Genomic DNA, 20,613 nt, shown 5'->3' on the forward strand with positions numbered 1-20,613 from the left:
CCTATATGGGGCGTCTATAGAATTGCGCCTCCTTTTAACGGGCGTATTGCGCTCGGTGGGAATAGCAGCCGGAGTCTGAAATCCAATGCAAAATCAGCAAATCCGTATCAGGTTGAAGGCTTTTGACCATCGCCTGATCGACCAATCCACCCAGGAAATCGTGGAAACCGCGAAACGTACTGGTGCTCAAGTGCGTGGTCCAATTCCACTGCCTACCCGTAAAGAGCGGTTCACCGTTCTGGTCTCCCCGCACGTCAACAAAGACGCGCGTGACCAGTACGAGATCCGTACTCATAAGCGCGTTCTGGACATCGTCCAGCCAACGGATAAAACCGTTGATGCTCTTATGAAGCTTGATCTTGCGGCCGGTGTGGAAGTACAGATCAGCCTCGGCTAAGACTCGGTCTTAGTCGTGTAACGCTCTGAAATGGGCGGCCATAGCGGGTGAAAGCCCCGTACACTCATGAGGTTTACAACATGACTATTGGTGTAGTCGGTCGTAAATGCGGTATGACCCGTATTTTCACCGAAGAAGGTGTCTCCATTCCGGTCACGGTCATTGAGATCGAGCCGAATCGCGTCACCCAGTTCAAAACTGAAGAGACCGATGGCTATCGTGCAGTGCAAGTCACTGTAGGCGAGCGTCGTGCTTCGCGTGTTACAGCTGCTCAGGCTGGCCACTTCGCTAAGGCGAACGTTGCCGCTGGTCGTACCGTAATGGAATTCCGCCTTGAAGAAGGCGAGTACCAGGCCGGCGATCTGATCAACGCTGAAATCTTCGCCGCTGGTCAACTGGTTGATGTAACCGGTCAGTCCAAGGGTAAAGGCTTCCAGGGTACGATCAAGCGTTGGAACTTCCGCGGGCAAGATAATACCCACGGTAACTCCGTGTCCCACCGCGTTCCAGGCTCTATCGGCCAGTGCCAGACTCCTGGTCGTGTATTCAAGGGCAAAAAAATGTCCGGTCATATGGGCGCTGAGCGCGTGACCGTGCAGTCTCTTGAAGTAGTGCGCGTGGACGCTGAACGCAATCTGTTGTTGGTCAAGGGCGCTGTTCCTGGCGCTACTGGCGGCAACTTGGTTGTACGTCCAGCAGCCAAGGCTCGCGGTTAAGGGGAAGCTGACATGCAATTAAATGTAAATGACGCTCAAGCGATCGAAGTTTCCGAACTGACATTTGGCGGCGAATTCAACGAGACGCTGGTTCACCAAGCAGTCGTGGCCTACATGGCAGGCGGCCGTCAAGGTAGCAAGCAGCAAAAGACCCGTTCCGACGTTCGTGGTGGCGGTAAGCGCCCTTGGCGTCAGAAAGGTACTGGCCGTGCTCGTGCCGGTACTATCCGTAGCCCAATCTGGCGTGGCGGCGGTACCACTTTCGCAGCTCGTCCTCAGGATCACACCCAGAAGCTGAACAAGAAGATGTATCGCGCAGCAATGCGTTCCATCCTTGCTGAGCTGGTGCGTACTGATCGTCTGGTTGTGGTTCAGGACTTCGCTGTTGATGCACCGAAGACCAAAGATCTGCTGAACAAACTGACTGGCATGGGCCTGACTGACGTCTTGATCGTGTCTGAAGTTGTTGATCAGAACCTGTACCTGGCTGCTCGCAACCTGCCACACGTCGATGTACGTGACGTGCAAGGTTCCGATCCAGTTAGTCTGATCGCATACGACAAGGTGTTGATCACCGTGTCGGCCGTGAAGAAATTCGAGGAGCTGCTGGGATGAACCAGGAACGCGTATTTAAAGTTCTGCTCGGCCCGCACGTTTCCGAGAAGGCTACGGTTCTGGCTGACAAAAAAGGCCAGTTCGTTTTCAAGGTTGCAACTGACGCAACCAAGCTGGAAATCAAGAAGGCCGTCGAAAGCCTGTTCAGCGTGAAAGTAGAGCGTGTTACTACCCTGAATGTTCTGGGTAAGAGCAAGCGCACTGCTCGCGGTCTGGGCAAGCGTAATGACTGGAAGAAGGCGGTTATCTCCCTTCAGCCAGGCCAAGATCTCGATTTCAGCAGCAGTGCTGAGTAAGGAAGGGGTGCATCATGGCAATCGTTAAATGCAAACCGACTTCCCCTGGCCGCCGTCATGTGGTCAAGGTGGTCAACCAGGAGCTGCATAAAGGCGCTCCTCACGCACCGCTGCTCGAGAAGAAATCGAAGTCTGGTGGTCGTAACAACAATGGTCGCATTACCACTCGTCACATCGGTGGTGGCCATAAGCAGCATTATCGTCTGGTCGATTTCCGTCGCAACGACAAAGATGGCATCCCAGCCACTGTCGAGCGTATCGAATACGATCCAAACCGTACTGCTCACATCGCTCTTATGTTGTACGCAGACGGTGAACGCCGTTACATCATCGCCCCTAAAGGCGTGAACGCTGGCGACCAGCTGATTTCGGGTGCTTTGGCTCCGATCAAGCCGGGCAACCAGTTGCAACTGCGCAGCATTCCAGTTGGTAGTACCGTACACGGCATCGAATTGAAGCCAGGTAAAGGCGCGCAAATCGCTCGTTCCGCTGGTGCTTCGGCTCAGCTGATCGCTCGTGAAGGTGTCTACGTGACCCTGCGTCTGCGTTCTGGTGAAATGCGTAAAGTGCTGGCTGAATGCCGCGCGACCCTGGGTGAAGTCTCGAACTCCGAGCACAGCCTGCGTTCGCTGGGTAAAGCTGGTGCCAAACGCTGGCGTGGCGTTCGCCCAACCGTTCGTGGTGTTGCCATGAACCCGGTTGACCACCCACATGGTGGTGGTGAAGGTCGTACCTCTGGTGGACGTCATCCGGTATCGCCATGGGGCTTCCCGACTAAGGGCGCGAAGACTCGTGGTAATAAGCGTACCGACAAAATGATCGTCCGTCGTCGCAAGTAAATAGAGGGATACGACAGTGCCACGTTCTCTGAAAAAAGGTCCTTTTATTGATCTTCACCTACTGAAGAAGATCGAAGTGGCGGCGGAAAAGAACGATCGCAAACCAGTTAAAACCTGGTCGCGTCGTTCTATGATCCTGCCACAAATGGTCGGTTTGACCATTGCAGTGCATAACGGTCGTCAACATGTCCCGGTTCTCGTGAACGAAGACATGGTCGGCCACAAACTAGGCGAGTTTGCCGGTACCCGCACATATCGTGGGCACGTGGCAGACAAGAAAGCCAAGCGTTAAGGGGTAAGGAACGATGGAAGTAGCCGCTAAGTTGTCGGGCGCTCGAATCTCCGCCCAGAAAGCCCGCTTGGTCGCCGACCAGATCCGCGGGAAGAAGGTGGGCGAAGCGCTCAACCTGTTGGCTTTCAGCAGTAAGAAAGCCGCCGAGATCATGAAGAAAGTGCTGGAGTCGGCCGTAGCCAACGCCGAGCATAACGAAGGCGCAGACGTTGATGACCTTAAAGTCAGCACCGTTTTCGTCAACGAAGGGCGTTCGCTGAAGCGAATCATGCCACGTGCCAAAGGCCGTGCTGATCGCATCGTCAAGCGGTCTTGCCATATCACTGTCAAGGTTGCTGACAAGTAACGGAGTCGAAGAGATGGGTCAGAAAGTACATCCCATTGGCATTCGCCTGGGAATCGTCAAGGAGCACACCTCCGTCTGGTACGCAGACGGTCGGACTTATGCGGACTATTTGTTCGCTGATCTGAAAGTGCGTGAGTATCTCCAAGACAAACTAAAAAGCGCGTCCGTAAGCCGTATCGATATCCATCGTCCGGCTCAAACAGCACGTATCACCATCCACACCGCTCGTCCGGGTATCGTTATCGGGAAGAAAGGTGAAGATGTTGAGAAACTGCGTCAGGACCTGACCAAACAAATGGGTGTGCCTGTGCACATCAATATCGAAGAAATCCGCAAGCCGGAACTCGACGGTATGTTGGTTGCGCAGAGCGTAGCTCAGCAGCTGGAGCGTCGCGTAATGTTCCGTCGCGCTATGAAGCGCGCTGTACAGAACGCCATGCGCATTGGTGCCAAAGGCATCAAAATCCAAGTGAGCGGTCGTCTCGGCGGTGCTGAAATCGCACGTACTGAATGGTATCGCGAAGGTCGTGTGCCTCTGCACACCCTGCGTGCCGACATCGACTATGCCAACTACGAAGCTCACACCACTTATGGTGTGATCGGTGTAAAGGTTTGGATCTTCAAAGGCGAAGTAATTGGTGGTCGCCAAGAAGAGCTGAAACCACAAGCACCAGCGCCTCGTAAAAAAGCTGCTAAGTAAGGGGTACGCCAAATGTTGCAACCAAAGCGTACGAAGTTCCGCAAGCAAATGACTGGTCACAACCGTGGCCTGGCATTGCGCGGTAGCAAAGTCAGCTTCGGCGAGTTCGCGCTGAAGTCTGTTGCTCGTGGTCGTCTCACCGCTCGTCAGATCGAGTCAGCGCGTCGTGCTCTGACCCGTCACGTAAAACGTGGCGGCAAGATCTGGATCCGTGTATTCCCGGACAAGCCTGTCACCAAAAAGCCACTCGAAGTTCGGATGGGTAAAGGTAAAGGTAGCGTGGAATACTGGGTTGCCCAGATTCAGCCAGGCAAAGTCCTGTATGAAATCGAGGGTGTTACTGAAGAGCTGGCGCGTGAGGCTTTTGCCTTGGCTGCTGCAAAGCTGCCGCTCGCCACCGCCTTTGTTAAACGGACGGTGATGTGATGAAAGCGAACGAACTTCGTGAAAAAGACGCGCCGCAGCTTAACGAGCAACTGCTCGGCCTGCTGCGCGACCAGTTCAATCTGCGTATGCAGAAAGCAACTGGCCAGTTGGGGCAGTCTCACCTGCTCCGGCAAGTTAAGCGTGACATCGCTCGCGTGAAGACTGTGCTCAAACAGCAGGCAGGTAAGTAATCATGGCTGAAGCCGAAAAAACCGTCCGTACGCTGACTGGCCGTGTTGTCAGCGACAAAATGGACAAGACCATCACCGTTCTGATCGAGCGTCGCGTTAAGCACCCGATCTACGGTAAATACGTTAAGCGTTCGACTAAGCTGCACGCGCACGACGAAACCAATCAGTGCCACATCGGCGACAAAGTCACTATTCGTGAAACTCGTCCTTTGGCCAAGACCAAGTCTTGGGCGCTGGTTGATGTTCTCGAACGCGCTGTGGAAGTCTAAGGACTAGGGGTCGGAGAAATTATATGATTCAGACTCAATCCATGCTCGATGTGGCCGATAACAGCGGCGCACGCCGCGTTATGTGCATCAAGGTGCTGGGTGGCTCCCATCGTCGTTACGCTGGTATCGGTGACATCATCAAAGTTACCGTGAAGGAAGCAATTCCGCGCGGTAAAGTGAAAAAAGGCCAAGTGATGACTGCTGTTGTAGTCCGCACTCGTCACGGCGTACGTCGTGCTGATGGCTCCATTATCCGCTTTGATGGCAACGCTGCTGTTCTTCTGAACAACAAGCAAGAGCCGATCGGCACCCGTATCTTTGGGCCAGTGACCCGTGAACTTCGTACTGAGAAGTTCATGAAGATCGTCTCGCTCGCCCCAGAAGTGCTGTAAGGAGATCCGACATGCAAAAGATTCGTCGTGACGACGAGATCATCGTGATCGCCGGCAAAGACAAAGGTAAGCGCGGTAAGGTGCTTAAGGTTCTCGCTAACAACCGTTTGGTTATTGGCGGTCTGAACCTGGTTAAGCGTCATACCAAGCCTAACCCGATGTCGGGCGTACAAGGCGGTATCGTCGAAAAAGAAGCTCCGCTGGATGCTTCTAACGTCGCCATCTTCAACGGCGAAACCAACAAGGCTGATCGCGTTGGTTTCAAAGTAGAAGACGGCAAGAAAATTCGTGTCTTCAAGTCGACCCAAAAAGCGGTTGATGCTTGAACACTGCTAGGTAGAAGACCATGGCACGACTAAAAGAGATTTACTGGAAGGAAATCGCACCGAAACTTAAGGAAGAACTTAAGCTTTCGAACGTGATGGAAGTTCCACGCGTTACCAAAATCACCCTGAACATGGGTCTGGGCGAAGCGGTCGGTGACAAGAAAGTCATCGAGCACGCTGTTGCCGACCTGGAAAAGATCACCGGTCAGAAAGTCATCGTGACTTACGCTCGGAAATCCATCGCTGGCTTTAAAGTCCGTGAAGGTTGGCCGATCGGCGTCAAGGTAACCCTGCGCCGTGAGCGTATGTATGAATTCCTGGATCGTCTGCTGTCGATCTCCCTGCCTAGGGTTCGCGACTTCCGCGGCCTGAATGCCAAGTCCTTCGATGGTCGTGGTAACTACAGCATGGGCGTTAAAGAGCAGATCATCTTCCCGGAAATCGACTACGACAAGATCGATGCTCTCCGCGGTCTGGACATTACCCTGACCACCACTGCCAAGAACGATGATGAAGGTCGCGCCTTGTTGCGTGCTTTCAAATTCCCGTTCCGCAACTGATTGGAGTAGGAAAATGGCCAAGACGAGCATGAAGAACCGTGAGCTGAAGCGTCAGCTCACTGTTGCCAAGTACGCCAAAAAGCGTGCAGCACTGAAAGCTATCATCGTGGATCTGAACGCAAGTCCAGAAGCGCGTTGGGAAGCAACAGTTGCTCTGCAGAAGCAGCCACGTGACGCAAGCGCTTCGCGCATGCGTAACCGCTGCCGCTTGACCGGTCGTCCGCACGGCGTTTACCGCAAGTTCGGCCTCGGCCGTAACATGCTGCGTCAAGCAGCAATGCGTGGCGACGTACCGGGTCTGGTTAAAGCCAGCTGGTAAGTAGCATCTCAAAGTCTCGGTGGAAGGGTTCGCAAGATCCTGACCGCCGGTGACCTTGAACTTGAATCAAGCCCCTTTTGGGGCTTGATTCATTTGTGGGGTGTGTCTAGAATACCCGGCTCGCCTGAGCCCGTGCTTTTTTCGCATGGATGTCCTCGGCGACACGTAGTAGCCGTAAGGCTAATTTTTTTGTATTAGGAGCGTCTAGCCCATGAGTATGCAGGACCCGTTAGCGGACATGCTAACTCGTATCCGTAATGCCCAGATGGCTGAAAAGTCCGTCGTAAGCATGCCATCTTCTACTTTGAAGGTAGCTGTTGCCAAAGTCCTGAAGGACGAAGGTTACATTGCGGGTTATCAGATCAGCAGCGAAATCAAACCACTGCTGTCCATCGAGCTGAAGTACTTCGAAGGCCGTCCGGTCATCGAGGAAGTGAAGCGCGTTAGCCGTCCAGGCCTGCGTCAGTACAAGTCCGTCGATGATCTGCCAAAAGTTCGTGGCGGTCTCGGTGTGTCTATCGTCTCCACCAACAAAGGTGTGATGACGGATCGTGCTGCGCGCGCTGCCGGTGTCGGCGGCGAAGTTCTTTGCACTGTGTTCTAAGGGGGGATAAGCATGTCACGCGTCGCTAAGAACCCCGTTAAGCTGCCAGCCGGTGTCGAAGTCAAATTCGCAGGCCAACAGCTTTCGGTGAAGGGTGCCAAGGGCACTCTCGAACTGAACATCCATTCGTCCGTTGAGATTGTTGAAGAAGCTGGTGAGCTGCGTTTCGCTGCTCGCAATGGCGATCAACAAACTCGCGCAATGGCTGGTACCACTCGTGCGTTGGTAAACAACATGGTCCAAGGCGTAAGCCAAGGCTTCGAGCGCAAGCTCCAGCTGGTCGGTGTTGGTTACAAAGCGCAAGCAAAAGGCACAGTGCTGAACCTGGCTCTTGGCTTCTCGCACCCAGTGGATTATGAACTGCCGGAAGGCATCACCGCTGAGACTCCTAGCCAGACCGATATCCTGATCAAGGGCATCGACAAGCAGCTGGTAGGTCAAGTGGCCGCCGAGATCCGCGACTTCCGTCCACCAGAGCCGTACAAAGGCAAAGGTGTGCGCTACGCGGACGAAGTCGTCCGTCGTAAAGAAGCCAAGAAGAAGTAGGGCATAGCAAATGACCGACAAAAAAGTTACTCGACTGCGTCGCGCTCGCAAAGCACGCCTGAAAATGCACGAACTCGAAGTCGTGCGTCTCTGCGTGTTCCGCTCGTCGCAGCACATCTACGCCCAGGTCATTTCGGCCGACGGCGCCAAAGTTCTGGCTTCTGCCTCGACTTTGGATAAAGAACTGCGTGATGGTGCCACTGGCAACATCGACGCGGCCACTAAAGTTGGCCAGCTGGTCGCTACGCGTGCTAAGGCCGCTGGCGTCTCGCAAGTGGCTTTCGACCGCTCTGGCTTCAAGTACCACGGCCGCGTTAAAGCGCTGGCTGATGCTGCTCGTGAAGCTGGGCTGGAGTTCTAAGTTATGTCAAATAACGACCAAAAGCGCGACGAAGGCTACATTGAGAAGCTGGTTCAAGTTAACCGCGTAGCCAAAACCGTTAAAGGCGGCCGTATCTTCACTTTCACCGCGTTGACCGTGGTTGGTGATGGTAAAGGGCGCGTTGGCTTCGGCCGTGGCAAGTCGCGTGAAGTGCCTGCTGCGATCCAGAAGGCAATGGAAGCTGCTCGCCGCAACATGATCCAAGTTGACCTGAACGGCACCACTCTGCAGTACGCAATGAAGTCCGCTCATGGCGCTTCGAAGGTGTACATGCAGCCTGCTTCTGAAGGTACCGGTATCATCGCTGGCGGCGCTATGCGTGCTGTCCTCGAAGTTGCTGGCGTTCAGAACGTTCTGGCCAAGTGCTACGGCTCGACTAACCCGGTAAACGTGGTTCACGCCACTTTCAAGGGTTTGAAGGCTATGCAGTCTCCTGAATCCATTGCCGCCAAGCGTGGCAAAAGCGTCAAGGAGATCTTCTGATCATGGCTACAGTTAAAGTTACGCTGATCAAAAGCATGACCGGCCGCATCCCTAACCACAAATTGTGCGTTAAGGGTCTGGGTCTGCGTCGCATCGGTCACACTGTAGAAGTAGTTGATACTCCCGAGAATCGCGGGATGATCAACAAGGCTTACTACATGCTGCGTGTCGAGGGTTAATCGATGAAACTCAATGATCTGAGTCCAGCGCCGGGTTCCCGTCGCGAAAAGCATCGTCCGGGCCGTGGTATCGGTAGTGGTTTGGGTAAGACCGGTGGCCGTGGCCACAAAGGTCAGTCCTCCCGCTCCGGTGGCACCATTGCTCCAGGCTTTGAAGGCGGCCAACAGCCGCTGCATCGTCGTCTGCCGAAGTTCGGTTTCGTTTCCCTGAAAGCCATGGATCGCGCAGAAGTGCGTTTGTCCGAGCTGGCTAAAGTGGAAGGCGACATCGTAACCGTGCAGTCCCTGAAAGATGCCAACGTGATCAACGTCAACGTACAGCGTGTGAAAATCATGCTGTCCGGCGAAGTTACTCGCGCTGTTACCATCGGAAAGGGAATCGGCGCCACCAAAGGTGCGCGTTCGGCTATCGAAGCAGCTGGCGGCAAGTTCGAGGAATAAATGGCTAAGCAAGGTGCTCTCTCTGCGCTCGGCAAAGGCGGTATGTCTGAACTCTGGGCTCGTCTGCGTTTTCTGTTCCTGGCGATTATCGTCTACCGAATAGGCGCACACATCCCGGTTCCAGGTATCAACCCGGACCGACTCGCGGACCTGTTTCGACAGAATGAGGGGACCATTCTTAGCTTGTTCAACATGTTTTCCGGCGGCGCGCTGGAGCGGATGAGCATCTTTGCACTGGGGATCATGCCGTACATTTCGGCATCGATCATCATGCAGCTGATGACCGCCGTCAGCCCGCAGCTGGAACAGTTGAAGAAGGAAGGTGAGTCTGGGCGTCGCAAGATTGCCCAGTACACCCGCTACGGCACTGTCGTTCTTGCTCTCGTTCAGGCTATTGGCATGTCCATTGGTCTGGCGGGGCAGGGCGTAGCGTTCACTGGTGACTTTGGCTTCCATTTCGTCGCGGTATCCACTTTTGTGGCTGGTGCGATGTTCATGATGTGGCTGGGTGAGCAGATTACTGAGCGTGGTGTTGGCAACGGTATCTCGATGTTGATTTTCGCAGGTATCGTCGCCGGTCTTCCGAGAGCGATCGGGCAGTCTTTCGAGTCTGCGCGTCAGGGTGACATCAACATTTTCGCCCTGGTTGCAATCGGTTTGCTGGCAGTAGCGATTATCGGTTTTGTGGTGTTCATTGAGCGTGGTCAGCGTCGTATTGCTGTTCACTACGCCAAGCGTCAGCAGGGCCGCAAGGTCTTTGCTGCGCAGACTAGCCACTTGCCGCTGAAGGTGAACATGGCCGGCGTTATTCCGGCCATTTTCGCGAGCAGCATTTTGCTGTTCCCGGCTTCGTTGGGTACCTGGTTTGGTCAGTCTGAAGGTATGGGCTGGCTGCAGGACATCTCGCAGTCGATCGCTCCTGGTCAGCCGTTGAATATTCTGCTGTTTAGTGCAGGGATTATTTTCTTCTGCTTCTTCTATACGGCGTTGATGTTCAATCCGAAAGACGTAGCGGAAAACCTGAAGAAGTCCGGTGCCTTTATTCCGGGCATCCGTCCAGGTGAGCAGTCGGCGCGCTACATTGATGGCGTTCTGACTCGTTTGACCCTGTTCGGTGCTCTATATATGACGGCCGTGTGCTTGTTGCCCCAGTTCTTGGTGGTAGCAGCAAACGTTCCGTTCTACCTTGGCGGGACCTCGTTGCTGATCGTCGTCGTGGTTGTGATGGACTTCATGTCCCAAGTACAATCGCACCTCGTTTCGCACCAGTACGAATCCCTGATGAAGAAAGCCAACCTGAAGGGTTACGGCAGCGGCATGTTGCGCTGAGTACCCATAAGGTTCGAGGAGTTGGTGATGAAAGTTCGTGCATCGGTGAAAAAGCTGTGCCGTAACTGCAAGATTATTCGCCGCGAAGGTGTTGTTCGAGTAATTTGCAGCGCGGAACCGCGTCACAAACAGCGCCAAGGCTGAGTGTGATTGTGCTTCAAGCCCGGCAGCTAGTGCGCTGCCGGGTTGATTATTTGTTATTACAGCGATATTATCTCGCGCCCTATTTCTTGGCTTCCGGGGCGTAGGTAGCTGTCAATTGGAGTCCCACTGAATGGCCCGTATTGCAGGCGTTAACATTCCAGATAACAAGCATACTGTTATCTCGCTGACCTACATCTATGGTGTTGGTCGCACTACTGCGCAGAAAATTTGCGCAGTGACTGGGGTAAACCCAGCCGCAAAGATCAAGGATCTGAGCGACGAGCAGATTGAACAGCTGCGTGGCGAAGTGGCGAAGTTCACCACTGAAGGTGACCTGCGTCGCGAAATCAACATGAAAATCAAGCGTTTGATGGACCTCGGTTGCTATCGCGGTCTGCGTCATCGTCGTGGTCTTCCAGTGCGCGGTCAGCGTACCAAGACTAACGCGCGTACCCGTAAAGGTCCGCGTAAGCCGATCCGCAAGTAATCGCCCCAGCGAATCGACAGGAAATTAATCATGGCAAAACCTGCTGCTCGTCCTCGTAAAAAAGTTAAAAAGACAGTGGTTGATGGCATCGCCCACATCCATGCTTCTTTTAACAACACAATCGTGACCATTACCGACCGTCAAGGTAACGCGCTTTCTTGGGCTACCTCCGGTGGTTCGGGTTTCCGCGGTTCCCGCAAGTCCACCCCGTTTGCTGCTCAAGTAGCTGCAGAACGTGCTGGTCAAGCTGCGCTGGAATATGGCCTGAAAAACCTCGACGTTAACGTCAAGGGTCCAGGTCCAGGTCGTGAGTCTGCTGTCCGTGCATTGAACGGCTGTGGCTATAAGATCGCCAGCATCACCGACGTGACGCCAATCCCGCACAACGGGTGCCGTCCGCCGAAGAAGCGCCGCGTGTAATCCAGGAGATTGTAAAGAATGGCTCGTTACATTGGTCCAAAATGCAAACTCGCTCGTCGCGAAGGCACCGATCTCTTTCTGAAGAGCGGCGTGCGCGCGATCGAATCGAAGTGCAACATCGAAGCAGCACCTGGTATCCACGGCCAACGCCGCGGTCGCCAGTCCGATTACGGCACCCAACTGCGTGAAAAGCAGAAGGTCCGTCGTATCTACGGCGTTCTCGAGCGTCAATTCAGCGGCTACTACAAGGAAGCTGCTGGAAAGAAAGGTGCAACCGGTGAAAACCTGCTGCAACTGCTCGAATGCCGTCTGGACAACGTTGTATACCGTATGGGCTTTGGTTCGACTCGTGCCGAATCCCGTCAGCTGGTATCGCACAAATCCGTCAGCGTTAACGGTCAGACCGTAAACGTGCCGTCGTACCAGGTTCGTGCTGGTGACGTGGTCGCGATTCGCGAGAAAGCAAAGAATCAACTTCGCATTGTCCAAGCTCTCGATCTGTGTGCCCAACGTGGCCGCGTAGAATGGGTAGAAGTAGACACTGAGAAGAAGTCGGGCGTTTTCAAGAACGTTCCTGCTCGCAGTGATCTGTCCGCCGACATCAACGAAAGCCTGATTGTCGAGCTCTACTCCAAGTAAGGGCTAGAAAATAGGTGCATCCATGCAGATTTCGGTAAATGAGTTCCTGACACCCCGCCATATTGATGTGCAGGTTGTCAGTCCAACCCGCGCCAAGATCACTCTCGAGCCTCTCGAGCGTGGTTTTGGCCACACCCTGGGCAACGCGCTGCGACGCATCCTGTTGTCCTCAATGCCCGGCTGTGCAGTGGTCGAGGCCGAGATTGACGGTGTACTCCATGAGTACAGCGCCATCGAAGGTGTACAGGAAGATGTAATTGAAATCCTGTTGAACCTTAAAGGTCTGGCTATCAAGCTGCACGGTCGTGACGAAGTTACGCTGACCTTGTCGAAGAAGGGTTCGGGGGTGGTTACCGCTGCCGATATTCAGCTGGATCATGATGTCGAGATCGTTAACCCCGATCACGTAATCGCTAACCTGGCGTCTAACGGCGCCCTGAACATGAAGCTCACCGTAGCTCGTGGTCGTGGTTATGAACCGGCCGACTCGCGTCAGAGCGATGAAGACGAAAGCCGCAGCATTGGTCGCTTGCAGCTTGACTCTTCGTTCAGCCCGGTTCGCCGTATCGCATACGTGGTGGAAAACGCCCGTGTCGAGCAGCGTACTAACCTGGATAAGCTGGTTATTGATCTGGAAACCAACGGTACTCTGGATCCTGAAGAGGCTATTCGCCGCGCTGCAACCATTCTGCAACAGCAGTTGGCTGCGTTCGTCGATCTCAAAGGTGACAGTGAGCCAGTGGTTGTCGAGCAGGAAGACGAGATCGATCCGATCCTGCTTCGCCCGGTTGACGATCTGGAACTGACTGTACGTTCGGCTAACTGCCTTAAGGCGGAAAACATCTACTACATCGGTGACCTGATTCAGCGTACCGAAGTAGAGCTGTTGAAGACTCCGAACCTTGGCAAGAAATCCTTGACTGAAATCAAGGACGTTCTGGCCTCCCGCGGTCTGTCCCTCGGCATGCGCCTCGACAACTGGCCGCCTGCAAGTCTTAAGAAGGACGACAAGGCGACTGCCTGATCGTCGTAATCACCGAACGTTGTGTTTGGTAAGGAATGAACCATGCGTCATCGTAAAAGTGGTCGTCACCTGAGCCGCACCAGCTCGCACCGCAAGGCCATGTTTCAAAACATGGCGGTGTCGCTGTTCGAGCACGAGCTGATCAAAACTACACTGCCGAAAGCTAAAGAACTGCGTCGCGTTGCTGAGCCGCTGATCACTTTGGCCAAGACAGACAGCCTGGCTAACCGCCGTTTGGCCTTCGACCGTACGCGTTCGAAAGCTATCGTTGGTAAGCTCTTCAACGACCTGGGCAAGCGTTACGCTACCCGTGAGGGTGGCTACCTGCGCATCCTCAAGTGCGGTTTCCGCACTGGCGACAACGCGCCTATGGCGTACGTCGAGTTGGTTGACCGTCCTGTCGGTGGTGAAGCTGTATCCGCTGAGTAAGACGTCAGTCTGAAAACATAAAACCGGGCCTAGTGCCCGGTTTTTTGTTTCCTGAAATAAACCTTTGTCCTGATTCAGGCGTTGGCAGGTCTACATTGTCGCGTTCGGAATGACCCCTCTATTAGTAATTATCTATTGATGTGCGCAAGTTAATGAATTTGTGTGTGGACCGCTGATCGTTAACAATCCTCTCAAGCCGATAGACGGTAGCTAGTGACTGACAGAGGAAGAAATTCATGAGCCAGAATAAAACGCTGACCACCGCCAGTGGTGCACCTGTCGCAGATAATCAGAACTCTCGTTCCGCCGGCCCGCGCGGCCCATTGTTGCTTGACGACTTCCACTTGCTCGAGAAGCTTGCGCATTTCAATCGCGAGAACATCCCTGAGCGTCGAGTGCACGCCAAGGGCTCGGGCGCATACGGAACATTCACCGTTACACGGGATATCAGCCAATACACCAGCGCAAAACTGTTCGAAGCCATCGGCAAACAAACCCCGACCTTCCTTAGATTTTCCACCGTGGGTGGTGAGCGTGGTTCGGCTGATACAGAACGCGATCCGCGTGGCTTTGCGCTCAAGTTTTATACCGAAGAAGGTAACTGGGACATCGTAGGCAACAACACGCCCGTGTTCTTCATTCGGGATCCGATGAAATTCCCGGATTTCATTCACACCCAGAAACGCCTGCCGCAAAGTAACCTCAAAAGTGCGCAGATGATGTGGGACTTCTGGTCTCATTCCCCTGAGGCTTTGCACCAGGTGACCATCCTGTTCTCCGATCGCGGCATTCCCGACGGCTATCGTCATATGCATGGTTTCGGGAGCCACACCTATAGCTTGATCAGTTCCAGCGGCGAACGTCACTGGGTCAAATGGCACTATAAAACCCAGCAGGGCATCAAGAACTTGAGACCGGCCGATGCCGCTCGTTTGGCCGGTACTGACCCGGATTACGCCCAGCGGGATCTGTTCGAGGCGATCGAGCGCGGGGATTTTCCCAAATGGCGTGTGTGCATTCAGATCATGAGCGAAGCGCAAGCAGCGGCTCACTATGAGAATCCGTTTGACGTGACCAAGACCTGGTCGCAGAAAGAATTCCCGTTGATTGAAGTGGGCGAGCTGGAGCTCAATCGCAATCCACAAAATTACTTCGCCGAAGTCGAGCAAGCTGCGTTTGGCCCCAGCAACATGGTGCCAGGTGTTGGCCTTTCGCCTGACCGCATGCTGCAAGGACGCGTTTTCGCCTATGCGGACGCTCATCGGTACCGCATTGGCACCAATCACCAGCAATTGCCGGTGAACGCACCGCGCAGCCCCGTTAACACTTACCAGCGCGACGGCTCCATGGCGTTCGGCAGCAATGGTGGCGCGATGCCGAACTACGAACCGAATAGCTACGTCGAATCGCCAAAACAAGCTCCTCGGTACGCGGAGCCCGCTCTTGCACTGAGCGGTGCGGCTAACCGATACGATCACCGCGAAGATACCGATTACTACAGTCACGCCGGTGCACTCTTCCGCCTGATGAGCGATGAGCAAAAAGCGCTGTTGGTTAGCAACATCGCAGGCGCCATGGCTGGAGTCTCAAGCGATGTGGTTGATCGCCAGCTGCAGCATTTCTTCCGGGCAGATCCGGCGTACGGAGAAGCAATCGCAACCGCGCTGAACGTACAGCTTAACGAAGTCTAAACGAGAAGCAGAACCGCTCACATTTGAGCGGTTTTTGCGTTATTTAAACTACTTTTCTCAGAATATCTTCTCTTTTATCGCGTAAGCAGGGTGACCAAACGGTCGCCTTGGTTCAAACTACAGACTTTCAAGCAGGGAGATGTAGGGCGATGCAAGGCCACCCAGACGTTATCGATTACCTCAACACGTTGCTGACCGGCGAACTGGCCGCGCGTGACCAGTATTTTGTTCACTCGCGGATGTATGAGGACTGGGGATTCACCAAGCTCTATGAACGGATCAACCACGAGATGGAAGAGGAAGCAGGGCACGCCGATGCTTTGATGCGTCGAATTCTGATGCTCGAAGGCACGCCGCGCATGCGTCCGGACGATCTCGATGTCGGCACTACAGTGCCGGACATGCTTGCGGCTGACCTGCGTCTGGAATACAAAGTCCGCGCCGCACTCTGCAAGGGCATTGAGCTCTGCGAGTTGCACCGGGACTACGTTAGTCGCGAGATGTTGCGTATTCAGCTGAACGACACTGAAGAAGATCACACCTACTGGCTCGAGAAGCAGTTGGGGCTGATCAAGCTGATTGGGCTGGAGAACTACCTGCAATCGCACGCCGAGTGATGCTATTGCAGGAGTAAGCTGCTGCAAGAAACGCAATAAAAAGCCCCTGTCACTGATCAAGTGACAGGGGCTTTTTCATGCCTGCAATTTAATCCCGATCTCTTGCCAACAGTGGCTTGAGATAGAACCCGGTATGAGATTGCTTCATCTCCGAGACTTCCTCCGGCGTGCCGACCGCGATGATCTGCCCACCTTTCGAGCCGCCCTCTGGCCCAAGATCCACCAGCCAGTCAGCGGTTTTGATCACGTCCAGGTTGTGTTCGATGACCACTACGGTGTTGCCGTGGTCGCGCAGCCTATGCAGCACGTCGAGCAACTGCTGGATATCCGCGAAGTGCAGACCGGTAGTCGGCTCGTCAAGGATGTACAGGGTCTTGCCCGTGTCGCGCTTGGACAGTTCGCGGGACAGCTTCACGCGTTGAGCTTCACCGCCCGACAGTGTGGTCGCTGACTGCCCGAGCTTGATGTACGAGAGCCCGACGTCCATCAGCGTTTGCAGTTTGCGCGCCAGCGCTGGAACGGCGTCGAAGAACACCCGGGCTTCCTCGATCGTCATCTCGAGGGTTTCGTGGATGCTCTTGCCCTTGTACTTGATCTCCAGCGTTTCGCGGTTGTAGCGCTTGCTCTTGCAGACATCGCAAGGGACATAGATGTCCGGCAGAAAGTGCATTTCCACTTTGATCAGGCCATCGCCCTGGCACGCTTCGCACCGTCCGCCTTTCACGTTGAAGGAGAAACGGCCCGGTCCATAACCGCGTGAGCGCGATTCCGGGACACCGGCGAACAGTTCGCGAATCGGCGTGAACAAACCGGTGTACGTCGCCGGGTTTGAGCGCGGTGTACGGCCGATCGGGCTCTGGTCGATGTCGACGACTTTATCCAGGTGCTCCAGCCCCTTGATGCTGTCGTGAGCGGCTGCTTCCAGCGTGGTCGCGCCGTTGAGGGCCGTGGCGCTCAGCGGAAACAGCGTGTTGTTGATCAGCGTCGATTTGCCTGAGCCGGACACGCCGGTGACACACGTCAGCAAACCGATCGGAATCTCCAGATCGACATTCCGCAGGTTGTTGCCGCGCGCACCCTTAAGCGACAGGGACAACTTCTTGTTGCGTGGCGTCCGCTTGGCTGGCACTGCAATCTTCACCCGGCCCGACAGGTACTTGCCTGTCAACGAATCGGGATGCGCCATGACTTCCGCCGGCGTGCCTTCGGCAACAATGTGCCCACCGTGTATGCCGGCACCCGGGCCGATATCCACTACGTAGTCGGCCAGGCGAATCGCATCTTCATCGTGCTCGACCACGATCACCGTGTTGCCGATGTCACGCAGATGCTTGAGCGTCCCGAGGAGACGGTCGTTGTCGCGCTGGTGCAAGCCGATCGACGGCTCATCGAGGATGTACAAAACCCCAACTAAACCCGCACCAATCTGGCTGGCCAGGCGGATTCGCTGGGCTTCACCGCCGGACAGGGTGTCTGCACTGCGATCCAGTGACAGATAATCCAGGCCGACGTTGACCAGAAACTGCAGACGCTCGCGGATTTCCTTGAGGATCTTGTCGGCAATCTCGCCGCGGCGGCCCGTCAGCTTGAGCACACCAAAATATTCGCACGCATCGCCAATTGGCAGGTTGGTGACTGCCGGCAGGGTTTTTTCGCCGACCCAGACATGCCTCGCTTCACGGCGCAGTCGCGTGCCACGGCAATCCGGGCACGGCTGGGTACTGAGGAACTTGGCCAGCTCTTCACGCACCGAGGCCGATTCGGTTTCGCGGTAGCGCCGATCGAGATTCGGCACGATACCTTCGAACGGATGCGAGCGTTTGACGATGTCGCCACGATCGTTCAGGTACTTGAAGTCGACTTTCTGCGAACCGCTGCCGTGCAGAATAAATTTCTGCTGGTCGGCGGGCAGTTCGTTGAAAGGGACGTCCAGGCTGAATTTGTAATGAGAGGCGAGGGACCCCAGCATCTGGAAGTAATAGACATTTCGCCTGTCCCATCCACGGATCGCCCCCTCGGCCAGTGTCAGATCGCCATTGACCAGGCGTTTGATGTCGAAGAACTGCTTCACACCCAAACCGTCGCAGGTTGGGCAGGCGCCGGCCGGGTTGTTGAAGGAAAACAGTTTCGGCTCAAGCTCGCTGATTGCGTGACCGCAAATCGGGCAGGCGAAACGCGCGGAGAAGATCATCTCTTCACCGGGCTCGTCATCCATTGAAGCGACCAGGGCAATGCCGTCCGCCAGCTTCAGCGCGGTCTCGAAAGACTCCGCCAGACGTTGTTGCAGATCGGCGCGGACCTTGAAGCGGTCAACCACGACATCAATCGAATGCTTCTTCTGTTTATCGAGCTTCGGCAATTCGTCCAGCTCGCACAGCCGTCCGTTGACCCGGGCCCGGACGAAGCCCTGGGCGCGCAGCTCTTCAAATACGGAAAGGTGTTCGCCTTTGCGCTCGCGGATAACCGGGGCCAGCAGCATGAGCCGGCTGCCCTCCGGTTGTGCGAGGACCAGGTCGACCATCTGGCTGACCGTTTGCGCTTCCAGCGGGATGTCATGATCCGGGCAGCGAGGAATACCCACGCGCGCATACAACAGGCGCAAGTAGTCGTAGATTTCGGTGATGGTGCCAACCGTCGAACGCGGGTTGTGCGAAGTCGACTTCTGTTCGATGGAAATGGCTGGCGACAAACCTTCAATGGTGTCGACATCCGGCTTTTCCATCATCGACAAAAACTGCCGGGCATAAGCCGACAGCGATTCGACGTAACGGCGCTGGCCTTCGGCGTACAGCGTGTCGAAGGCCAGGGACGATTTGCCGGATCCGGACAGGCCGGTGATAACGATCAGCTTGTCCCGTGGCAGGGTCAGGTCGATGTTCTTCAGGTTGTGGGTTCGGGCCCCACGAATCAGGATCTTGTCCAAAGTGGCCTCGCTTGGCGGGCGTCGAAAACGTAGCAGTATACGGCCAAATACTGGATGGATGCACACTATCGAATGACCGGGTCGCAGGCTTGCATGAAGACTCTGTCAGCGGAGCGCGTCAAAGCGTCGCGATGTACCCTGTCAATCGATGGGACTGGTAGAATCGCCGCCGGTTCACATGAGGTTTTTCCATGCACGATCCCCACAGCGAACGCATGAGTGGCAGTGAGACCCGCGCAGCAAGCGGTCTGGCCCTCGTGTTCGCCTTCCGAATGCTGGGCATGTTCATGGTGTTGCCGGTGTTGGCGACCTATGGGATGGATCTGGCAGGCGCGACCCCGGCCCTGATCGGTCTGGCGATTGGCGCGTATGGCCTGACGCAGGCACTTTTTCAGATTCCTTTCGGTTTCATTTCCGACCGGATCGGTCGTCGTCCGGTGATCTACCTCGGGCTGATTGTTTTTGCCCTGGGCAGCGTACTGGCGGCCAATGCCGATTCGATCTGGGGCGTGATCGCCGGACGGATCCTGCAGGGCGCCGGGGCCATTTCTGCGGCAGTCATGGCGTTGCTGTCGGACCTGACCCGCGAACAGCATCGGACCAAAGCCATGGCCATGATCGGCATGACGATCGGTCTGTCGTTCGCTGTCGCCATGGTTGTAGGACCCTTGCTGACCCGCGCATTCGGGCTGTCCGGGTTGTTTCTCGCCACGGGCGCTATGGCGCTGCTCGGCATTGTGATCGTGATGTTCATGGTGCCGCGTTCGACCGGGCCGTTGCAGCACCGCGAGTCGGGCGTAGCGCGTCAGGCGCTGATACCAACGTTGAAACATCCTGATCTGCTGCGCCTCGACCTGGGCATTTTTGTGTTGCACGCGATGTTGATGTCGAGCTTCGTCGCCTTGCCCCTGGCCCTGGTCGAAAAAGCCGGGTTACCCAAGGAGCAGCACTGGTGGGTCTACCTCACGGCACTGCTGATTTCTTTCTTCGCCATGATCCCGTTCATTATCTACGGCGAGAAGAAACGCAAAATGAAACGAGTTTTATTGGGCGCGGTGCTGGCGCTGATGCTCACTGAGCTATTCTTCTGGCAGTTCGGCGATAGCTTGCGGGCTCTGGTGATCGGTACGGTGGTGTTCTTCACCGCGTTCAATCTGCTGGAAGCTTCGTTGCCATCGCTGATCAGCAAGGTTTCACCGGCAGGCGGCAAGGGCACGGCAATGGGGGTTTATTCCACCAGCCAGTTCCTCGGTTCAGCGTTGGGCGGGATCATGGGCGGCTGGCTGTTCCAGCATGGCGGTCTGTCGGTTGTGTTCCTGGGATGCGCTGGCCTGGCTGCACTTTGGCTGGCCTTTGCTGTTACCATGCGCGAACCTCCCTACGTAACGAGTCTGCGCGTGCCGCTGTCGCCGGAGGCCATCCGCGAAGCGGGTCTGGTCGAGCGCCTCATGGCCGTTGTAGGGGTAACAGATGCAGTCGTGGTCGCTGATGAAGCGGCCATTTACATCAAATTGGACACCGAACTATTGGATCGCACCACCCTCGAGCGTCTGGTGAACAACCCGACCGCGACAGCGTGCGAAGCCTAGGA

Annotated in this window: 32 protein-coding genes; 31 read left to right on the forward strand and 1 reads right to left on the reverse strand. The window is 55.4% G+C overall.

Going from position 1 to position 20,613, the window contains the following annotated elements:
• The first annotated feature begins 85 nt into the window (after positions 1 to 85).
• The 30 genes from rpsJ (at position 86) to bfr (ending at position 16,099) form a co-directional block, all read left to right on the forward strand.
• Positions 86 to 397 carry a 30S ribosomal protein S10 gene (gene rpsJ, locus DU29_RS0109625; RefSeq protein WP_003186070.1) on the forward strand — a complete coding sequence of 104 codons (312 nt, stop codon included), beginning with the start codon at positions 86 to 88 and terminating at the stop codon, positions 395 to 397.
• An 80-nt stretch (positions 398 to 477) separates the two neighbouring features.
• Positions 478 to 1,113 carry a 50S ribosomal protein L3 gene (gene rplC, locus DU29_RS0109630; RefSeq protein WP_003186059.1) on the forward strand — a complete coding sequence of 212 codons (636 nt, stop codon included), beginning with the start codon at positions 478 to 480 and terminating at the stop codon, positions 1,111 to 1,113.
• Positions 1,114 to 1,125: 12 nt separating this feature from the next.
• Positions 1,126 to 1,728 (forward strand): 50S ribosomal protein L4, encoded by a 603-nt coding sequence (rplD, locus tag DU29_RS0109635; protein ID WP_007896707.1) that lies wholly within the window; start codon positions 1,126 to 1,128, stop codon positions 1,726 to 1,728.
• Positions 1,725 to 2,024 carry a 50S ribosomal protein L23 gene (gene rplW, locus DU29_RS0109640; RefSeq protein ID WP_002555488.1) on the forward strand — a complete coding sequence of 100 codons (300 nt, stop codon included), beginning with the start codon at positions 1,725 to 1,727 and terminating at the stop codon, positions 2,022 to 2,024. Before rplD ends, rplW begins: the two co-directional genes overlap by 4 nt.
• 14 nt (positions 2,025 to 2,038) lie before the next feature.
• The gene (rplB, locus tag DU29_RS0109645) at positions 2,039 to 2,863 is read left to right on the forward strand and encodes a 50S ribosomal protein L2 (protein ID WP_008030897.1); all 825 of its coding nucleotides are present in this window, start codon (positions 2,039 to 2,041) and stop codon (positions 2,861 to 2,863) included.
• 16 nt (positions 2,864 to 2,879) lie between these two features.
• The gene (rpsS, locus tag DU29_RS0109650) at positions 2,880 to 3,155 is read left to right on the forward strand and encodes a 30S ribosomal protein S19 (protein ID WP_002555486.1); all 276 of its coding nucleotides are present in this window, start codon (positions 2,880 to 2,882) and stop codon (positions 3,153 to 3,155) included.
• Positions 3,156 to 3,168: 13 nt separating this feature from the next.
• Positions 3,169 to 3,501, forward strand: a complete 333-nt coding sequence (gene rplV / locus DU29_RS0109655) for a 50S ribosomal protein L22 (RefSeq protein WP_003103908.1) — start codon at positions 3,169 to 3,171, stop codon at positions 3,499 to 3,501.
• Positions 3,502 to 3,514: 13 nt separating this feature from the next.
• Entirely contained in the window at positions 3,515 to 4,201 is a 687-nt protein-coding gene (gene rpsC, locus DU29_RS0109660; RefSeq protein ID WP_003176422.1) for a 30S ribosomal protein S3, read from the forward strand.
• Between the two features lie 12 nt (positions 4,202 to 4,213).
• Positions 4,214 to 4,627 carry a 50S ribosomal protein L16 gene (gene rplP, locus DU29_RS0109665; RefSeq protein ID WP_028621544.1) on the forward strand — a complete coding sequence of 138 codons (414 nt, stop codon included), beginning with the start codon at positions 4,214 to 4,216 and terminating at the stop codon, positions 4,625 to 4,627.
• On the forward strand, positions 4,627 to 4,818 hold the full coding sequence (gene rpmC / locus DU29_RS0109670; protein ID WP_008030901.1) for a 50S ribosomal protein L29: 192 nt from the start codon (positions 4,627 to 4,629) through the stop codon (positions 4,816 to 4,818). Before rplP ends, rpmC begins: the two co-directional genes overlap by 1 nt.
• 2 nt (positions 4,819 to 4,820) lie before the next feature.
• Positions 4,821 to 5,087 carry a 30S ribosomal protein S17 gene (gene rpsQ, locus DU29_RS0109675; RefSeq protein ID WP_003176419.1) on the forward strand — a complete coding sequence of 89 codons (267 nt, stop codon included), beginning with the start codon at positions 4,821 to 4,823 and terminating at the stop codon, positions 5,085 to 5,087.
• 23 nt (positions 5,088 to 5,110) lie between these two features.
• Positions 5,111 to 5,479, forward strand: coding sequence for a 50S ribosomal protein L14 (rplN, locus tag DU29_RS0109680; RefSeq protein WP_002555479.1), 369 nt, complete (start codon positions 5,111 to 5,113; stop codon positions 5,477 to 5,479).
• A gap of 11 nt (positions 5,480 to 5,490) precedes the next feature.
• The gene (rplX, locus tag DU29_RS0109685; protein WP_003176416.1) at positions 5,491 to 5,805 is read left to right on the forward strand and encodes a 50S ribosomal protein L24; all 315 of its coding nucleotides are present in this window, start codon (positions 5,491 to 5,493) and stop codon (positions 5,803 to 5,805) included.
• Positions 5,806 to 5,825: 20 nt separating this feature from the next.
• A complete protein-coding gene (rplE, locus tag DU29_RS0109690) occupies positions 5,826 to 6,365 on the forward strand; it encodes a 50S ribosomal protein L5 (RefSeq protein ID WP_028621545.1) in 540 nt (179 codons plus the stop codon).
• Positions 6,366 to 6,378: 13 nt separating this feature from the next.
• The gene (gene rpsN / locus DU29_RS0109695) at positions 6,379 to 6,684 is read left to right on the forward strand and encodes a 30S ribosomal protein S14 (RefSeq protein ID WP_028621546.1); all 306 of its coding nucleotides are present in this window, start codon (positions 6,379 to 6,381) and stop codon (positions 6,682 to 6,684) included.
• Positions 6,685 to 6,895: 211 nt separating this feature from the next.
• Positions 6,896 to 7,288: a 30S ribosomal protein S8 gene (gene rpsH, locus DU29_RS0109700; RefSeq protein ID WP_003186040.1), complete on the forward strand. Its 393-nt coding sequence runs from the start codon at positions 6,896 to 6,898 to the stop codon at positions 7,286 to 7,288.
• A 12-nt stretch (positions 7,289 to 7,300) separates the two neighbouring features.
• Positions 7,301 to 7,834 (forward strand): 50S ribosomal protein L6, encoded by a 534-nt coding sequence (rplF, locus tag DU29_RS0109705; RefSeq protein ID WP_003176412.1) that lies wholly within the window; start codon positions 7,301 to 7,303, stop codon positions 7,832 to 7,834.
• A gap of 10 nt (positions 7,835 to 7,844) precedes the next feature.
• Positions 7,845 to 8,195 carry a 50S ribosomal protein L18 gene (gene rplR, locus DU29_RS0109710; RefSeq protein WP_017341069.1) on the forward strand — a complete coding sequence of 117 codons (351 nt, stop codon included), beginning with the start codon at positions 7,845 to 7,847 and terminating at the stop codon, positions 8,193 to 8,195.
• Positions 8,196 to 8,198: 3 nt separating this feature from the next.
• Complete coding sequence (gene rpsE / locus DU29_RS0109715; RefSeq protein ID WP_003186035.1) at positions 8,199 to 8,699, forward strand: 30S ribosomal protein S5; 501 nt, start codon at positions 8,199 to 8,201, stop codon at positions 8,697 to 8,699.
• Between the two features lie 2 nt (positions 8,700 to 8,701).
• Positions 8,702 to 8,878 carry a 50S ribosomal protein L30 gene (gene rpmD, locus DU29_RS0109720; RefSeq protein WP_028621547.1) on the forward strand — a complete coding sequence of 59 codons (177 nt, stop codon included), beginning with the start codon at positions 8,702 to 8,704 and terminating at the stop codon, positions 8,876 to 8,878.
• 3 nt (positions 8,879 to 8,881) lie between these two features.
• Positions 8,882 to 9,319 carry a 50S ribosomal protein L15 gene (gene rplO / locus DU29_RS0109725; RefSeq protein WP_010467269.1) on the forward strand — a complete coding sequence of 146 codons (438 nt, stop codon included), beginning with the start codon at positions 8,882 to 8,884 and terminating at the stop codon, positions 9,317 to 9,319.
• Positions 9,320 to 10,648, forward strand: coding sequence for a preprotein translocase subunit SecY (gene secY / locus DU29_RS0109730; RefSeq protein ID WP_028621548.1), 1,329 nt, complete (start codon positions 9,320 to 9,322; stop codon positions 10,646 to 10,648).
• A 27-nt stretch (positions 10,649 to 10,675) separates the two neighbouring features.
• Positions 10,676 to 10,792: a 50S ribosomal protein L36 gene (gene rpmJ / locus DU29_RS0109735; protein ID WP_002555468.1), complete on the forward strand. Its 117-nt coding sequence runs from the start codon at positions 10,676 to 10,678 to the stop codon at positions 10,790 to 10,792.
• A 130-nt stretch (positions 10,793 to 10,922) separates the two neighbouring features.
• The gene (rpsM, locus tag DU29_RS0109740; RefSeq protein WP_003186020.1) at positions 10,923 to 11,279 is read left to right on the forward strand and encodes a 30S ribosomal protein S13; all 357 of its coding nucleotides are present in this window, start codon (positions 10,923 to 10,925) and stop codon (positions 11,277 to 11,279) included.
• A 30-nt stretch (positions 11,280 to 11,309) separates the two neighbouring features.
• Entirely contained in the window at positions 11,310 to 11,699 is a 390-nt protein-coding gene (gene rpsK / locus DU29_RS0109745) for a 30S ribosomal protein S11 (protein ID WP_002555466.1), read from the forward strand.
• An 18-nt stretch (positions 11,700 to 11,717) separates the two neighbouring features.
• On the forward strand, positions 11,718 to 12,338 hold the full coding sequence (gene rpsD / locus DU29_RS0109750; RefSeq protein WP_003210056.1) for a 30S ribosomal protein S4: 621 nt from the start codon (positions 11,718 to 11,720) through the stop codon (positions 12,336 to 12,338).
• A gap of 22 nt (positions 12,339 to 12,360) precedes the next feature.
• Complete coding sequence (locus DU29_RS0109755) at positions 12,361 to 13,362, forward strand: DNA-directed RNA polymerase subunit alpha (RefSeq protein WP_003186012.1); 1,002 nt, start codon at positions 12,361 to 12,363, stop codon at positions 13,360 to 13,362.
• A gap of 42 nt (positions 13,363 to 13,404) precedes the next feature.
• On the forward strand, positions 13,405 to 13,791 hold the full coding sequence (gene rplQ, locus DU29_RS0109760) for a 50S ribosomal protein L17 (RefSeq protein WP_007896790.1): 387 nt from the start codon (positions 13,405 to 13,407) through the stop codon (positions 13,789 to 13,791).
• A 236-nt stretch (positions 13,792 to 14,027) separates the two neighbouring features.
• Positions 14,028 to 15,482: a catalase gene (locus DU29_RS0109765; protein ID WP_028621549.1), complete on the forward strand. Its 1,455-nt coding sequence runs from the start codon at positions 14,028 to 14,030 to the stop codon at positions 15,480 to 15,482.
• A 149-nt stretch (positions 15,483 to 15,631) separates the two neighbouring features.
• A complete protein-coding gene (bfr, locus tag DU29_RS0109770; RefSeq protein WP_028621550.1) occupies positions 15,632 to 16,099 on the forward strand; it encodes a bacterioferritin in 468 nt (155 codons plus the stop codon).
• Between the two features lie 88 nt (positions 16,100 to 16,187).
• Here the strand turns inward: bfr and uvrA are convergent, their stop codons facing one another.
• Positions 16,188 to 19,022, reverse strand: a complete 2,835-nt coding sequence (gene uvrA, locus DU29_RS0109775) for an excinuclease ABC subunit UvrA (protein WP_028621551.1) — start codon at positions 19,020 to 19,022, stop codon at positions 16,188 to 16,190.
• Between the two features lie 191 nt (positions 19,023 to 19,213).
• On the opposite strand from uvrA, the gene DU29_RS0109780 reads away from it, so the two are divergent.
• On the forward strand, positions 19,214 to 20,611 hold the full coding sequence (locus DU29_RS0109780) for an MFS transporter (protein WP_028621552.1): 1,398 nt from the start codon (positions 19,214 to 19,216) through the stop codon (positions 20,609 to 20,611).
• Positions 20,612 to 20,613: the final 2 nt, after the last annotated feature.

The organism is Pseudomonas sp. Ant30-3, assembly GCF_000690905.1.
In the GTDB taxonomy this organism is placed as follows: Bacteria; Pseudomonadota; Gammaproteobacteria; order Pseudomonadales; family Pseudomonadaceae; genus Aquipseudomonas.